Source organism: Spirosoma flavus, assembly GCF_054778555.1.
In genome coordinates, this window is the sequence record NZ_BAAGZL010000004.1 from 664,102 (window position 1) to 679,821 (window position 15,720).

Genomic DNA, 15,720 nt, shown 5'->3' on the forward strand with positions numbered 1-15,720 from the left:
AGGTTGAACCAAAAATTGTTACCAAAGCTACAGTCTTCTTTTATCCACTCTTTGATAATAGTTAACCAATTATGGTATTATTTTCACCAGTTGGATCTAACGTAGTGAAAAATATAGTGAAAAAAACACCAGTAAAGCCACTCTTATTTAAAGTACCCGCCGTCGATGATGGAACGTTTCGGGTTGAACATGATAGTTATCCACATTTTTATAAACATCTCCACTTTCATCCCGAAATTCAGCTTACACTTATTCAAGAAGGAGAGGGTACGCTGATTGTTGGGGATAAAATTGATCGGTTTGGCCGGAATGACGTATTGCTGTTAGGACCAAATTTACCCCATGTGCTACGTAGCGATCCCGAGTATTTTGCCCCAGAATCAGTACGTCGTTCGGTCTCGGTTTCGGTGCTGTTTCGGCCTGAGCATCTGGAGACAACATTGCTTCAATTACCGGAGACCCGTCATCTATACCAATTGCTACGTGAATCTCAGCACGGCGTTCGGTTGCGATGTACTGACGATCATCCCCTTATCGAACAGTTTGCTACGTTGACTAGTCAGCGTCCTTTCGATCAGTTGCTGACGTTTCTGCATATTCTCGATTGTATAGCTGGAAGTAGCAGCCGGGAAGTGCTTTCCGTTACGTCGTTCGAACAACCCCGACGCCCCGACGATCACCAGCGGCTGGAACGGGTGTTTTCGTTCATTCTGGAAAATTACCAGGCCGATATTACGCTGCAGGACGTAGCGGGTATCGCCAATCTAACGCCGGGCGGTTTTTGCCGATTTTTTCGGCTGCATACGCAGAAAACGTTTTCGAGATTGCTCAACGAAGTCAGAATTGAGCACGCCTGCCGACACCTGCGCGAATCCAGATTGAGTATCAATCAGATTGCTATGCACTGCGGCTATAGCAATCTGTCTAATTTCAATCGGCAATTTAAAGACGTAGTGGGTCTGTCGCCCAGTGAATACCTCCGGAATTATTCGCAGTGACGAAGGTCAATACGTAACCAGATGCTACGTTGGTTACTCTTTCCAGAGAGTACAGGAGGGTACTGTTTACTACCATTTTTATATTCGTAAAGTGGATGGTCGTTCGTAGCCTTGCAAATCCGCAGCCTTGCGCTTAAACAATTCGTGATTTAAAACGGTGGCCGCCCGTTCGCTGTCGCTTCTTCCTGATCTACTTTATGGAAATCACTGCTTCACATCCCCTGGCTTTACCCGTTGGCGTTACGCTCGACCGGTATATTATGAACCGCCAGACAGCATTTGCGTATGCAACGGGCGAGCTGTCTCAATTGCTACGAGATATTGCGCTGGCCAGCAAAATCATTCATCGGGAGGTAAACCGCGCCGGATTGATCGACCTGACGGGTGGTATGGGGGTAGAAAATGTGCAGGGCGAAAGCCAGCAGAAACTTGATGTTATTGCGAACATTCGTTTTATAAGAGCACTCAAAAACGGCGGGGAAGCCTGCGCGCTACTGTCGGAAGAAGACGAGGAAATTATTTACACGGGTAATAACAACGGCAAGTACGTCGTCGCAATTGACCCGCTGGATGGCTCTTCCAACATTGATGTCAACGTATCGATTGGTACTATTTTTTCGATTTATCGACGGGTAACGCCGATTGGTACGTTGCCCCAGCGCGAAGATTTTTTGCAGGGTGGTCAGGAGCAGGTGGCTGCTGGTTACATTCTCTACGGCTCATCGACGATACTGGTTTATACGACGGGCTGTGGGGTTAACGGCTTCACGTACGATTACTCGTTAGGCGAATTTATTCTGTCGCATCCAGATATTAAAAGCCCGGAGGATGGTACAATTTATTCCTGCAATGAGGGGAATCTGGATCAGTACGCTCCGGAAATTCAAAACTACGTAGCCGCATGTCGTCAGCAGCAGTACTCGGCTCGATACATTGGCTCCTTAGTGGCTGATTTTCATCGAAATCTGTTGAAAGGAGGAATTTATTTATATACGGCAACGACCAAAAATCCGAACGGTAAACTTCGGTTATTGTACGAATGCTACCCGCTGGCGTTCATTGCTGAGCAGGCTGGTTGCAAAATATCGGATGGTACGCAGTCAGTACTTGATATTATTCCAACTGATTTTCACCAACGCAGTCCACTTTTTATGGGTGCTCCCAATATGGTGAAAACGCTACTAAGCTATATGGATAAATAGACACTAATGGTTTGTTAACTAATTGAATAGAAAGCTAAAGAGATCAGCCGCATTTTTGTGGCTGATCTCTTTGCGTTAACTTAAAATTTATTGTTTTACAATCCTTCGTTCGACCATACTCGCTCCATCTGACTGAAGTTGGAACACATATAGTCCACCCGCCCAGGAACTCGTATTGACATATTCAGATTGGGTATTGCCCGTTCCGGTTTGGTCCGTTTGCCAGACAACACGGCCTGCTGACGTAAGGATACGTAACGTAACGGCTTTGCGGGGTGTAGCTGACCAGTCGATCCGAATAGAACCGCTCATCGGATTTGGATATGCCGAAACCGTAGCGTCTCCAGTGCCTGGGTCGATGGCGGTAACCGGATTAATTGTCAGTGTATAAGGTGCTGGTAGCACTCCAGCACCACAGTCGTTGGAGAGCGCAGTGATCGAATAAGTTTGCGGGTCTTTGGTTTTAATATCTACTGGTTTTGGTAGGCTAACCCACACAATCAGAGGGTTATCCATTCTTCGATCGAACGTGCGGGATTTGGCTCCATCCTGGAACGTCAGTGTCCAGGGGCCCTCTCCACCCAGGTAAATGCGAATGGCGGAGCTATCAGTGCTATACATATTGCCATCGCCAACCATTCGGGCCGTTGCCTGCGAGAGAACGCGTGCCAAAACAGGTATAGGCGTACTTTCGCAACCGCTACCATCGGCCTGTGTTACGTACCAGGTTTGAGACGATGAACTTCCCGTCTGGATGGATGCCTGCGACTTTGAGTTGCTTCTACCGTCGGCGTCAGCCTTTGAGGCATACCATTTTAGTGTATTCCCCGCCGTCGTAACATTTGCCGATAACGAGAATGTCGTATTGATACAGGCTGTCTGTACAGATAGTGCGGTTGGAGAGGTAGGGATCGCCCGGACGGTAAAGGTGATTGAACTAACCCCTGTACTGACACAGCTGCCAACCTTCTGCCGAACTGAATAAACTTCGGTGCCAGGCGTAGTACGCTGGGGCTGAGGAGCGGTGGTCGTAGTTCCTGAAATAGGACCACCACTCCAGATAAGTACAGCTCCATTTTGCGCATTAGCGGTGAGTGACTGAACCTGAGTATCCTTACAGACCAGTTGTTGGGCTGTGACGCTGGGCGCACCGGGAGTGCTAACCACAGTAACCGATATGGGCTGTTGCAAACTCTGACAACCATTCCCATCGATCTGGGTAATATAGAAAGTTTGTGAGCCAATCGCAGTCGTAGGCGTAGGAGCTGTAGTCGTTCCGGTTGCTGGATTAGGCAAGGATTGCCCCGCATCTGTAGTGTACCAACGTAGCGTAAAGCCAGTTGCGGCTGTTGCCGACAGGGGGCGGGCTGATTCGTCCTGGCAACGTAGTAAGTCGCTGGCGGCAGGAGCCGAAGGACGGCCTGGTGCAGCATTGACCACCTGCGTAATGGTAGCCCTATCAATACTTTCACATCCACCTACAATTTGCCCGACGTAGAACGATTGATTACCAGCCGATGTGGAAGTAGGAATAGGAGCCTGATCCGATTGCCCAGTGTTGCCTGTTGCCTGTGAGTACCAACGTAGTGTCCCGTTGGCGGAAGCAGTTGCCGTGACTGCAGGCGGATTTGATACGTACTGACAGATAGCTGGTGGCGCAATAGCCGTGGGGGCGGCTGGCAGTTCTCTTACCGTAAATGAAATTGAACTCACGCCTGTACTTACGCAACTGCCAATCCGCTGACGGACCAGATAAACCTCGGTGCCAGCTGTGGTACGTTGGGGTAATGGAGCCGTAGTGGTCGTTCCCGAAATAGGGCCGCCACTCCAGATAAGCACAGCTCCATTTTGGGTACTGGCGGTAAGGGCCTGTGGCGTAGTGCCTCGGCAGGCATTCTGCTGAGCAGTCACGCTGGGTGCACCGGGCGAGGTAACAATAGTGACCGATACGGGCTGTTGCAGACTCTGACAACCATTACCATCCGTTTGGGTAACATAGAAGGTCTGTACACCAATAGCGGTCGTTGGGGTAGGCCCCGTTGCGGTCCCATTGGATGGATTAGGCACGGACTGTCCAGCGTCGGAAGTGTACCAACGTAGCGTAAAGCCGCTAGCCGCCGTTGCCGACAGCGGGCGAGCCGATTCGTCCTGACAACGTAGCAAATCGCTGGCATCAGGGGCCGAAGGTCGACTTGGTGCGGCATTGACCACCTGCGTAACAGTGGCTCGTTGGGTACTTTCGCACCCACCTATAACCTGTGCAACGTAGTACGTCTGGCTACCCGCCGAAGTGGAGCTGGGACGAGGAGCCTGATCTGTTTGACCGGCATTACCGGTCGCCTGTGTATACCAACGTAGCGACCCATTTGCGGAGGGAGTTGCGGCTAGCGCGGGCGGGTTTGCTACGTACTGACATATCGGCGCTGGCGTAATAGCCGTGGGGGCGGATGGTGGTTCACCAATTGTGACGGTGATCGTTGCCTGATCACTTCGGCAACTATTACCTTCCTGCTGTGATACTTTATAAACCTGCGTACCGACTGCATCGGTCGAAGGAGAAGGAGGGCCGGGAAGCTGCGTACCGCTTGCGTTATACCAGAGCAAGTTCTGGCCGTTGGCGCTTAATGGCTGCAAAGGAGAGCCTTTACACAGATTAACATTTGATACGCCAGGGGTGTTCGATTTACCAACAACGGTCAACGTAAATGTAGCAACGCTGCTCATACAGCCAGCATTGTCTATTTGGGCGACTTCATAACTATGCGATCCCACAGCGGTGGGTATGTTTGGAGTTGTCTTGCTATCCCACCCCGTTCGAACTCCATTCGAAGTAATACCGAACCACATTAAATTACTGGCCCCAACTTCGAACGATGAGATAGGGTCATTCTGGCAAAAGGCCTGCGTTTTCACCGAAGGCAGATCGGGCCGGTAAAGGGTTACCGGTATTGAGTTTCCATCATCCTGAACACTACTATTATTTGAGACAACTTTTATTCTGTAACTGCCTTTGGGATATGTATCAATTGGACGTTGTAATACAGTGGTAATTGGGGAAATTGTTGATGAAGTTCCCAATATATTACCGTCACTTAAGGTACTGGAGTTAGGATTTGAGAAAACGCCAGCCTGATTGGATATTAAAACAGTATATTGAGTTCCAGCCGGAGGGCTACCTGTAACGGAGAAATTTACAACGAACTGGTCACGACCCGGGCAGTATTGGCTAGCGTTGTTTAAGATAGTTACACTAGTTGTTTTTATGGTCGACTGGTTCGATTTTACAACGAACGTTGGACTTGCCGATCCAAGAACTTGCGTTGTCAAACCATTCGTAACGACTCTGGCTCGGTATGTACCGGGTGGTACGTCGCTTGGTACCGTTGCTCTTATAATGCGGTTGGCCCCATTACTAAAGCCAGGCCTTTCAGTTGTACCATTATCGTAATCCACGGAATTATTCATATCCCGTATATACACGCCACTTGAGCTGAGCAACTGAACCTTACATCGATTAGCTGCTAACTCTGTCGGAAATATACCCACACCCACATTGTACGAAAATTGTAACTCGGAGCCAGCTGTTGTTTCTGATAAGTTTACCCCAACGGTTGTGATAGCTAGCTGTTTGACCGTTACGCCAATTGAGCCAAAAATATTAGCCGTAGACCCTGAAAAGTTTAAGACTTTCGTTTTATCGATCGTCATACTTGCCGTGGGACGGATGAAAAATAAACCATTTTGTGTAATGGTTAACGTTTTGTTTTCACCGGGCGAAACAATCTGAAATGACTTAGTTCCGGTACCCCCAAACCTAGCCCAAATAGGAACATCACCGAATTGATTACCCGAATAAAATATAATACCGGCAAAAATCTCAGTACCAGAATCGTCTCGGTTGCTTAGGGTTAGCGAAACAGGTTGAGCCCATAAATTGGTCAGACTAATTAGGGATAGCAGACTCCCCAATAGCAGTTGATAAACTATATGTTTCATGGTGTGTAAGATTAGTTATCTCAACAATTATTTCTTTACTGGCTTGATTTTACCGGCTTTCGTAAACGAACGGATACTATTTATAACCAAGCCAAGACTAACGGCCCCGCCCACATAAGCGCCGTATACACCAGGCTTGCCATAACCGGTAATCGACATTGGTTCTAGGGGGGCACCGGTTGGGTTTCTTGATAGATCGCTCCAGGCATTATACCCGGTATTCAATTGGTCGACGCGGGCTTTATAAGCGTCGTAATCTTTCTTAATAGCTGAGTAAGCCATATATCCGCCTACCAAACCTGCAATACCCGTCACGATTTGCAGCCACCCCGCCCGACGATACCGTGCTTTCTGAGCCGCCATCGCTTTTGTCAGCCCTGATGTTTCGAGTGTTGTTGGAGGTGGCACAGCCACAATAGGTTTTGTAGGCTTAACCTGCTCTTTCGCCACTGCCGGAGCTGCGTCTGTCGTTACTGACTCTGGTGAGGACGTTGTAGGTAAGGATGCTGTGGTTGGTGATGAAGAAGTTGACGTTGAAGCAGGCGGAACCGCTGTTGGCGTATCGAACTTTGGCTCTGTCTTCGTATCGGTCTTAGCGACTTGAGCCGACGCTGATGCCGGTTGAGTTGGCGAACGGGTGTTCGTTGTTTTAGGTATTAATTGGGGTTCGGTTGGTTTAGTGCGACTGGCGATTGCCGTAGTTTCGGACAAAGGTATCGTTGGATTAGGTGTTGGTACTGCCGCCAAGGCCGTTGTAGAAGTCGGTCGGGGCCTAATCGTGGATGCTATCTGATTTACCCGGTCGTAGCCGGAGTAGTTCAGACCCTGATAAAAAACCAGTCGGTTACTGTTATTCTGAAGCTCGATCTTGTTTTGTTCATCCAATTGATCGCCTTTCACCAGTAGGTAGGTCTGTAACTTGCCCTGCCTTTTGTACAAACCAGTCGGAATGTCGACAGACCCAGATTGAATTACTTCCGCCCATTCCCGGCTGATTTTAAGTTTAATTTCGATTCCCGTATCACTTTGTTTATACGCAATTTCGGCACCAGAGATAGAGAGATTTGCCGGAACTGATATTTTGGCTGTTTCCATGGTGCTCGCAGTGGTTGATGTGGGCTTCTGAGAAACTGCTTCATTACCCTCGCCAGGCTGGAAAAATCCCATACGGATGATACGTACCTGCCATTTTTTATTTATTCGCTCAGCTCGCATTTCCACCACCCGGTTCGTTGGCAGATACGCTTTGTCGATTTGAGTATGTTTTCCGCGGAACGTTGAGGTAAAGAAGCATTTCTTTAAAATGAAATCTTTTTCGGGCCGGGCGGGTAAGAAACTATAACGGGAAAAGACGATCGTGTTCGGCTGATCGGTTTTGGAGTAAAACAGGGATAAATTGGTCAGGTACTTTTCAACATTGACGTCATCATCGGTTTTGTCTGATGATACGTGATTGGGATCAATGTCATCCTCAATAGTAATAAGGTCACTGTAAAATATTTGATTTTCGCTGGGCTGGTAACTTTGTGATATTAGCTGTTCAATGTCCCTCTCATCATTATTGATATACGTTAACTGATTCATTATCTGATTTAGTAGTTCCAGCCTTTTTCGGGTAAGACTTGTAATAACCACGTCGTCATCCTTTGTTAAGGACGGCGGTTGGGATTGTCCCCAAACGGATATTCCAACCAGTTGCAGAGCGGTCTGTAGAGTAATAAATAGCGTAAAGAGATGTTTCATAGTAACCAAGATTTTATAACCATATCTATATCCATCTGTGATGCGTGAGAACGCACTCATTATTCACAGTTGGAATAAACATAGCGGACACGCTGGCCATCGCTGCGGTCGTAGCCCAGCGAATAGCGATTCTGATAATAGGCTTGTTTGTATCGTAAGGTCTTGTCTGTCAGCGCGTCGCCCCATCCAGTCCCGGCCTTTCGATACGTTTTTGTGTTGAGAGTAATGATATTATTGATAGCGAGATTCTGACCTGGTTGATTGAAGTAAGGACCAGGCTGACCAAATCGATCAGCCTGACCTATTTTAGGAAAACCTCTAAAAAACAAACCGGTATAGAGGTACGTAAGCTTGTCATCGTAGGTGTATGTAGATACCGACCGATCCAGACCATTGGAGGATATACTTTCTGAACTGGTCAATTGATCGAGATTGTTATAAACATCGGTCATGCTGTTTCCAGTTACAGCAGTGTATTGAACAATCTTGCCGTTTTGTACTTTAGGCGTATTCCCCGAGGTAACCTTTACGTCAGTTAATTGCCCTCCTGAATAAGTATAGGTTGTTTCGCCTGTGGAATTCTGAGCCGTGTACGTTTTTAAGTTATCACCCTCGTAAACGTATGTGTACTTCTGTGTACCACCCGAAATTAATTTGATACGTTTCGGCGTGCCTTCATACTGATACGTTAAGGACGTACTACCATCGTCCAATTTTGTAAGATAACCGTCGGAAGCATATGTATACGTACGTGTTCCTGTTGGGGTAACTACTTTGATCAAGTTACCCGACTGGTCGTAATCATACGTAGTGGTACTTCGGAACGTTGTATCAATAACTTCAACCCGCGCTACCCGACATTGATAAGGTATGATTGAATCGGGCAAAGCCGGATTTTCGTGGCAACCGACTAATGCTATCAGAAAGCCTAACAGCAAACAGCCCATTCCGGTACGTAGCCAACTAGTTTGCATTTTTTCAGGGAGTTTGGTATGGAATAATTTTTAATTGGACACGCCGATTTTTGGCTTTATTAACTTCTGTATCGCTTGGGGCTGCGAGGTATCGACTTCCGTAGCCAACTATTTCTAGTCGACGGTCGGTAATACCCTGCACCATCAGGAAGTTCGATACTCTTTTGGCCCGATACTCGGATAGGGCACGATTTAGGCGCTCGTCGCCTTCACGGTCGGTGTGCCCAATAATCCGGAGTTTTAGGTCGGGATGCTGCTGGAGATAGTTTACGACTTGTAGCAGCAGCTGTCGCGACGAAGGCTGTATTTCATAGCTTGCCTGTTCAAAGTACACAAACGGTAACGTATCAGTCTGTGTCAGGGGTGGTACGTTTGCCAACGTAGTAGTTACAGGTGCCGTCGGTGCAGGCGGACCAATTAATTTTGCTACGTTCAGGCCCCGTCGAAGCGTAATTGATCTCTGTTCGCGTATGTTTCCGCGCCGATCCAGAACGACCATTGTGTAGAGCTGCGGCAACGCATTGGTAGCTACTAAAACGCCTGTCTGTTCTGGAATAGGAACCAGAGGAATCCCTTTGCTACTGCCTGACGGCCGAAGCTCGCAACTACCCGCCCCGCCATCGATTTGTACCGATAATAAGACAAGCTCCCGCGTTAGTCGGATCGCGTGTTGTAGCCGACGACCATCTAACTCCTCTACGTTGATATTTCCTATATACATCTGGTAGCCCGGAGCCGCTATCTCCACCGCGACAATATCCTTCCGATCAAAGTCCACCGTCAACTGCCCCGTTTGGTTAGCATCTAGACACTTTTTCTGGCCGCTACTGGTAAAAATAAAACAGGCCTTAGCGGCCAGGGCTTTATTGGTGAGGGCGTCCGTTATCATAAATACGTTATGTTGAGGACGTGTGCCAGTTGTTCCAGTGCCCTGTTGTTCAGTATATGTCTGTTCGCTTTGTAGATATGGACGGTCAGTTCCCTGCGGATCGACTGCAATCAAAGGGATGATAACGGAAATAGTCCCACCGTCGATTTTAGAAGCAAACTCGTTGAGGTAGAGTTGTTGAGGTCGGTAGCCAACCCGTTCAATCTGCAAAATGGTTGCCTGACAGTTAATGTCAATCCGAAATTGGCCTGCTTCAGTCGAACTCCCCAGAACTGAACGACCTGTAGGAGTTTTTACAAACAAACGGGCAGCTAAAGGGTGATGCGTGGCATAATCCTGGACCACGCCTGTAAGTCGCAAACAAGGCGCTGCCTGTAACGATCCGCCTGGGCCACTGAATAGACCAACGGTTAATGCGACCAACCAATGCCTCAACCCTTCCATAACCTACCTAATTCTGCTCGGCTTCAACGCTCACATTACCTAATAGCACTCGCCATTTATCGATCTCCTGTCCGTCAATTACCTTCTGATAGGATTCTAATTTAACCCGGACATTCTTAGAGACTTTATCAATATACATGGGTTTTCCATTAGCATCCTTCCCAACAAAAGTCTGCTCACCTGCAATGGTACCGTAATAGTTTCCATCGGTCTCCTGCGTTAAATCGTTAATGAATTTGGTATCCGCCCATTCAATCTGAGTGGTTTTGTAAGGGAGTAATTTTAATCGATTTAGGTAGTTTTTGATAGACAATTTATTCGATCCAGGCCGTCTGGTTGAGGTAACTTCAATCGTAGATCCTTTTATGAACAGCTTTTCTGCCTGGGCAATAGCCCGTTCTTTAGCATCATCACTTACACTTTTATCGGTGATGATATTTATGTAAGCCACAAATTCATCGACGCGGCTCATTGATTTTTGTCTATAAATTTCTTTCTCTTCCTCAGAAAGTACTTTCCGTGGGCGGGTAAGTGTAACGTTAGGAGCAGTGACAGGTTGGGCTGTAGAAGGCTCAGTGGTTGGTGAGGTTGTCTGAACAGCAACGGGTTCGGTAGCCGATGTTTTGATAGGGGTAGTTTCTGCTTGCCCGTTTGTTGCTGTCTTAGACGATGGGACACTCGTGGCCGGTTTACTGCTGCCATATATTGATGGGCGACTTTCGGCTAAGATCGGAGCAACGTCACCTGCTGGAGCAATAATGGAGTGCCGCCCATCCCGATAAAGGATTGCCATTAATTCGACTTTATTAATCGATGCTGAATTACCTGAAGCGGCTTTATAATTCACTGCGTCATCACTTTCATAAGTGATTTCTGCCGGAATTACTGTGAGCGGAACTGCTTTAATCAGAAAGTCTTTGCCATCGTTGCGGGGCGGAGCTTCCAAAAACGTCCGAAGCTGCTGTTTTGCCTGCTCAAGATCAGTTGCCAGCTCTGACATAAGCAAATAATTTCCAGCTTTTGTGAAGGCCATCAAAATACTGGATCTACCAAATTTGTGCGTCTTTGCGTCGCCATCTACACCGACAGTAAAAACAATTTTGTCGCCTATCAGGTCAACAAGCCGAGCATCAGCTACCGATGTGCCATCACTTGAAAAATAGATTACATCCTGCGCCCATGTATGGCTATTCGATAAACTTAATATCAGCAGGCAAACAAGGCAAGTATACGTCTTTATGAGATTCATCTGTTTAATAATCAGTTGTTAGCGCATTGCTTCGACTAATTCTTTAGTAGCAGTAGTCATAAAAAGCTCCAATTCATTCTGTTCAACAGCCTCATAAGGGCCAATCTTCGTTCGCGGCACCGGTGGATACAATCGCCCCCCCTTGTAGATGTACTGACAGCCATCTGTGCAGGGAGTGTAATGCAGTTTGTAGGTACCAACCACCTCATTTGTTTTCACGTAAATGAGCTTAAATTCTACTGAGGCACCAAGCCGCCGGAAGTTATTTGGTAGCTGAATTTCCCGCTCTTTCCCTTTGCTGGTTACCTCATAGCAGCGGTTTGTATTATAGTTTACCTCTCGATCCATGTTGATCCATTCCAGGATCAGATCAGTATTTGTCAGGCCATTAACTTTCGTGTAATCAACGCTCGATGCTTTGTCTAGTACCTCATTGAACAAGCCTCGGTCACGAACGCTGAATCCTTCCCGAAAGAGTTGCTTCTCAATCGCATTATAGAGTAAGTTATTGTCCTGCGGACCTGTTGATTTGTTCGATTCGCGAGGCTTCTTCTTTGCTTGGCTATCTGTACTTTGATCGTTTGTTACGCCTTTGCGCGTTTCAGGAACGCGTAGTACGATTTTAGGCGCCTTATTAACCAGCATCATCTGGGTCAGCGACTCCGAGGAGTGCATTTCCGTAGGCAATTGTTTGTAGCGGACCATAACTTTTTTGCTACAATTGGTCAAGGCTAGCCATAAGAATAAGTAAATAATTCGACGCATGGTTGGATTAGTAAGAGGGTGGGTTCAGAACTTTGACAACTTTTAATGTTGATCACCTTTGATCGATTTTAGGGCTTTAGTTTCCATTTTCGATCGCGTTGCTTCTTTGGGAGTACTAGGCATACTACTGGTTATAGTCTTAGGCGGAGGTGCCCCCAATGTTGGTTTAGGCTTGGTAGGTCGACGAATGGGAGTTGTAGGACGTAGTGGTGCCGGACGGCTAACCTCTTCATCGCTGTCTGCTATATTATCTTCGACTTGCTTCAGAGCGTTTGCCCTACGTAACAAAACCTTATAATTTGATACGGTTGCATCCTCATTTTGTTGAAGAGCAATCAGTTCGCTTTGTATTCGGTTTCGATTCGTTGTGCTGGAAATTTTGGCCGTGACCTTACGTATCTCCTGAGTCTGGGATTCGATTACAAGGGTTTGTTGCTGGATTAGTTCATCCACACGATTAATGGCCTGCTGAACTGAGGAGCGTGTGGTAGGAGTGGCATAATTCAGAGCCTTACGATAAACTTCAAGAGCTTTACGGTAATGACTCTGTTCCTCGTATCGATGGCCCTGATCTAAATAAGTCTGAACGTTCTGATCCGATTGTCCCCAAACCGCGAGAGCATGGAAAAAGAACAGGCCAATAAACCATTTCATATATGGAAAAGCAGACATAACAATAAGCTCAGATGGGTGGATACGAATGTAATTCGTTGACTCTCAACCCAAAAATAAGCAATTTTGGGCGTTTTTTAGTCTATAATGAATTCGAGTTATTTAACGGTAGCTAATCGTTGGCCTAAATCTTTACTCCTATTTTTCTAAGAGTTTCAGAATTGTTAATACGCTTATTTATTCGCTACGTCCCATGACTGTCCGAGCCGACGAAGCTCATGCTGGGCATTCGGTTCACCCTGCTGAGCTGCCGACTTATACCACTGAATAGCTTTCGATTCACTTTTTTCTACACCCTTGCCGGTTGCATACATGGTACCGACGTAGTATTGAGCAGTGGCAAAATGTTGATTGGCGGCTTTCATATACCATTTAAAGGCTTCCGGGTTATTAGTAGATACACCCAGCCCCTGTTCATACATAATGCCGAGATTTGCTTGTCCCTCGGCGTTTCCCTGATCAGCCGAAGCCCGATACCATTTAAGCGCTTCGGAATGATTCTTCTCAACACCAAGTCCATTCAGATACATATATCCCAAGTTTTTCTGCCCTTCTGGATTACCCTGTTTAGCCGATGACTGAAACCACTTAACTGCAGTATCTACATTTTTATCGACTCCTTGACCGTATTGATACAACCAGCCTAACATATTCTGGCCAGCCGAGTTGCCGAGTTCTGCTGCTCGGTTATACCAAAAAGCCGCCTGTTTGAAGTCTTTGGCACTATAGAACGTATTACCAACTTCGTAACTGGAATCGGCTGCAACGAGCGAAGCTATAGAGACGCCCGTCGTTACCATCGCAGAATCCTGAACAGTAGTATTCACTGGACCCGATGACGGTCCTTTCATGAACCAGAAAATAGATCCAACTAGTATAACTACGCCGATCGCCAAAGCTGCATACAATGCCCCGCGTCGGTTTGGAGCAACGTTTTCCTGATTGTTATTCTGCGTGACCGGTTCTGGCTTTGGGTTGGCTGGCTGGCGTGGTTGTACTGGCTCTGACGTAACAGCTGGGGCAGGTGATTCAGGCTGGCGTGGGGGAGCTGTCGAAGCAGGCTTTATGCGGGTCTCCTCCGAGTCAAGCCCCTGATTTTGCCACTCTATAAATACCTTCTCCAGAGCTGCTTTCATTTCGTCGCAGCCCTGATACCGATAAACACGGTCTTTTGCTGTGGCTCGTCCGATAATTTGATCAAGCCGTTGCAGAAAGAATCTTTCTTCAGGCTTTGGCTCCGATACTGACCGTAGAAGTGATGGAAGCGGCTCAAAACGAATCTGTCGTTGAACTTCTACAACAACTTCATGCGTAGTGACACGTGGATAGGGTGAGTGCCCCGTCATCATCTCCCAAAGCGTTACACCTATGGAGTAAATATCGCTACGCCAGTCTACATCGGTTGGCGTAGCAATCTGTTCGGGACTCATATACGGTACAGAACCCATCTGAAGTTTCGGGTCCGTAAGTGTGCTCTGAAAACTAGCTACCCGCGAGATACCAAAATCCAGGATTTTGGGACTGCCATCGGGTTGAACGATAATGTTACTGGGCTTGATGTCGCGATGAACAATTCCCTTTTCGGTTCGACCTCCAAGCGTTATTAAGGCATTGTGGGCGTATGAAAAAGCATCGAGTAGACTGTTGAAAAACGGGATCAGCACCTCCGGACGCCGGAACGTATCGGGGTCTTGCTTAAGCATGTCAGACAGAGTTCGTCCTTCCACAAACTCCATCACAAAAGCATCCTGCTCCTGGTCAAAGCCAAGTATCTTGACGATACGTGGATTGTCAAGCATTTCCAGAATCTCCGCTTCCCGAATAAACCGACGTCGTACTACGTCGTCATCACGCAGGTTTTCAAGTAACTGCTTGATGGCTACCTTTCGTCGGCTTCCCCACGACTGTTCGCCTTCGAAGACAACACCCATACCTCCCGCTTTGATACGTCGGGTGATGGTATAATTCAGAATTTTATCGCCGGCACGCATAACTACTTATTGTCCAAGACGGGTGAAGGGAAGAGACGATGGAAACCGGCCAATGATAACAGGAGTTTGTCTTTTTCCCGTAACATCACTGATCGATTTATGCATGTACTTAAATAACTCATAGATGGTCACAACACGGTCCCGGTTCTCATCTGCTTTGCCAGCCGCGCCCAGAGCCAGAAAATACGTAAAAACGCCATGCTTAATTGCCCCTAGTTCCTGAGATAACTGATTCGCTCGGGACGACATGAACACGACGACGTTTTTGTTCAGATCCGACGGTTGATTCGTTGGCGCTTCGGTGTAGGTATGTCGTCGAATATTGCCCGATTTGCAAGCATCTGCCACTAGAAACTTTGACTGCGCTTTTGACTGTCTGAATGCTTTCTTAATATCATTATGGAACAATACAACACCTGGAGCGGCATCGTGAGGGAGCAGGTAGCTCTGGTCGCCGTGTCCGGAAAAGTAAAATATAATACGGTCCTGGCTAGAAGCTTGCCGAAACAGACTTAGCGCTCTTAGAATGTTATTACGAGTGGCGTTACGTTCAGTGAGCAAAATAATATGGTTGGAAGGAACGCTGCCACCTTCCCGGCTCATCAACAACTCAGAAAAAAGTTGGGCGTCGTTGTCGGCAAAGTGCAGGTCGCCATTATTCGGACCGAAATTAGCGTAGTCAGAAACACCAACTACTACTGCGTAAGTTGTTTGAGCCGAAACAGAATTGGCGGTTGTGATCAGGTTGAATACTAGTAAACAAGTTACCTGTAGAATTTTTTGCATAGAAACAGGAG

At 47.2% G+C, this 15,720-nt stretch carries 11 protein-coding genes; 2 read left to right on the forward strand and 9 right to left on the reverse strand.

Translation table 11 applies throughout. From position 1 onward, the window contains the following. The first annotated feature begins 71 nt into the window (after positions 1-71). Complete coding sequence (locus ACYVF1_RS23020; RefSeq protein ID WP_461083283.1) at positions 72-998, forward strand: helix-turn-helix domain-containing protein; 927 nt, start codon at positions 72-74, stop codon at positions 996-998. Between the two features lie 197 nt (positions 999-1,195). Then, complete coding sequence (gene fbp / locus ACYVF1_RS23025; protein ID WP_461083285.1) at positions 1,196-2,200, forward strand: class 1 fructose-bisphosphatase; 1,005 nt, start codon at positions 1,196-1,198, stop codon at positions 2,198-2,200. A gap of 87 nt (positions 2,201-2,287) precedes the next feature. On the opposite strand, the gene ACYVF1_RS23030 is transcribed toward fbp, so the two are convergent. The 9 genes from ACYVF1_RS23030 to ACYVF1_RS23070 form a co-directional block, all read right to left on the reverse strand. Continuing rightward, complete coding sequence (locus tag ACYVF1_RS23030) at positions 2,288-6,196, reverse strand: Ig-like domain-containing protein (RefSeq protein WP_461083287.1); 3,909 nt, start codon at positions 6,194-6,196, stop codon at positions 2,288-2,290. 27 nt (positions 6,197-6,223) lie between these two features. Then, a complete protein-coding gene (locus ACYVF1_RS23035; protein WP_461083289.1) occupies positions 6,224-7,939 on the reverse strand; it encodes a hypothetical protein in 1,716 nt (571 codons plus the stop codon). A gap of 59 nt (positions 7,940-7,998) precedes the next feature. Then, positions 7,999-8,913, reverse strand: coding sequence for a hypothetical protein (locus ACYVF1_RS23040; protein WP_461083291.1), 915 nt, complete (start codon positions 8,911-8,913; stop codon positions 7,999-8,001). 4 nt (positions 8,914-8,917) lie between these two features. Next, on the reverse strand, positions 8,918-10,246 hold the full coding sequence (locus tag ACYVF1_RS23045) for an OmpA family protein (protein ID WP_461083293.1): 1,329 nt from the start codon (positions 10,244-10,246) through the stop codon (positions 8,918-8,920). Between the two features lie 7 nt (positions 10,247-10,253). Continuing rightward, on the reverse strand, positions 10,254-11,495 hold the full coding sequence (locus ACYVF1_RS23050; RefSeq protein WP_461083294.1) for a hypothetical protein: 1,242 nt from the start codon (positions 11,493-11,495) through the stop codon (positions 10,254-10,256). An 18-nt stretch (positions 11,496-11,513) separates the two neighbouring features. Further along, the gene (locus ACYVF1_RS23055; RefSeq protein WP_461083296.1) at positions 11,514-12,260 is read right to left on the reverse strand and encodes a hypothetical protein; all 747 of its coding nucleotides are present in this window, start codon (positions 12,258-12,260) and stop codon (positions 11,514-11,516) included. 42 nt (positions 12,261-12,302) lie between these two features. Further along, positions 12,303-12,914, reverse strand: coding sequence for a hypothetical protein (locus tag ACYVF1_RS23060; RefSeq protein WP_461083298.1), 612 nt, complete (start codon positions 12,912-12,914; stop codon positions 12,303-12,305). Positions 12,915-13,105: 191 nt separating this feature from the next. After that, positions 13,106-14,923 carry a protein kinase domain-containing protein gene (locus ACYVF1_RS23065; protein WP_461083300.1) on the reverse strand — a complete coding sequence of 606 codons (1,818 nt, stop codon included), beginning with the start codon at positions 14,921-14,923 and terminating at the stop codon, positions 13,106-13,108. A gap of 6 nt (positions 14,924-14,929) precedes the next feature. Then, positions 14,930-15,709: a caspase family protein gene (locus tag ACYVF1_RS23070; protein WP_461083302.1), complete on the reverse strand. Its 780-nt coding sequence runs from the start codon at positions 15,707-15,709 to the stop codon at positions 14,930-14,932. Positions 15,710-15,720 lie beyond the last annotated feature (11 nt).

What these genes read in the sequence shown, in the direction of transcription:
- ACYVF1_RS23020 (WP_461083283.1), top strand. Translation starts at nt 72, where the DNA reads ATGGTATTATTTTCACCAGTTGGATCTAACGTAGTGAAAAATATAGTG.
- fbp (WP_461083285.1), top strand. Translation starts at nt 1,196, where the DNA reads ATGGAAATCACTGCTTCACATCCCCTGGCTTTACCCGTTGGCGTTACG.
- ACYVF1_RS23030 (WP_461083287.1), bottom strand. Translation starts at nt 6,196, where the DNA reads ATGAAACATATAGTTTATCAACTGCTATTGGGGAGTCTGCTATCCCTA.
- ACYVF1_RS23035 (WP_461083289.1), bottom strand. Translation starts at nt 7,939, where the DNA reads ATGAAACATCTCTTTACGCTATTTATTACTCTACAGACCGCTCTGCAA.
- ACYVF1_RS23040 (WP_461083291.1), bottom strand. Translation starts at nt 8,913, where the DNA reads ATGCAAACTAGTTGGCTACGTACCGGAATGGGCTGTTTGCTGTTAGGC.
- ACYVF1_RS23045 (WP_461083293.1), bottom strand. Translation starts at nt 10,246, where the DNA reads ATGGAAGGGTTGAGGCATTGGTTGGTCGCATTAACCGTTGGTCTATTC.
- ACYVF1_RS23050 (WP_461083294.1), bottom strand. Translation starts at nt 11,495, where the DNA reads ATGAATCTCATAAAGACGTATACTTGCCTTGTTTGCCTGCTGATATTA.
- ACYVF1_RS23055 (WP_461083296.1), bottom strand. Translation starts at nt 12,260, where the DNA reads ATGCGTCGAATTATTTACTTATTCTTATGGCTAGCCTTGACCAATTGT.
- ACYVF1_RS23060 (WP_461083298.1), bottom strand. Translation starts at nt 12,914, where the DNA reads ATGAAATGGTTTATTGGCCTGTTCTTTTTCCATGCTCTCGCGGTTTGG.
- ACYVF1_RS23065 (WP_461083300.1), bottom strand. Translation starts at nt 14,923, where the DNA reads ATGCGTGCCGGCGATAAAATTCTGAATTATACCATCACCCGACGTATC.
- ACYVF1_RS23070 (WP_461083302.1), bottom strand. Translation starts at nt 15,709, where the DNA reads ATGCAAAAAATTCTACAGGTAACTTGTTTACTAGTATTCAACCTGATC.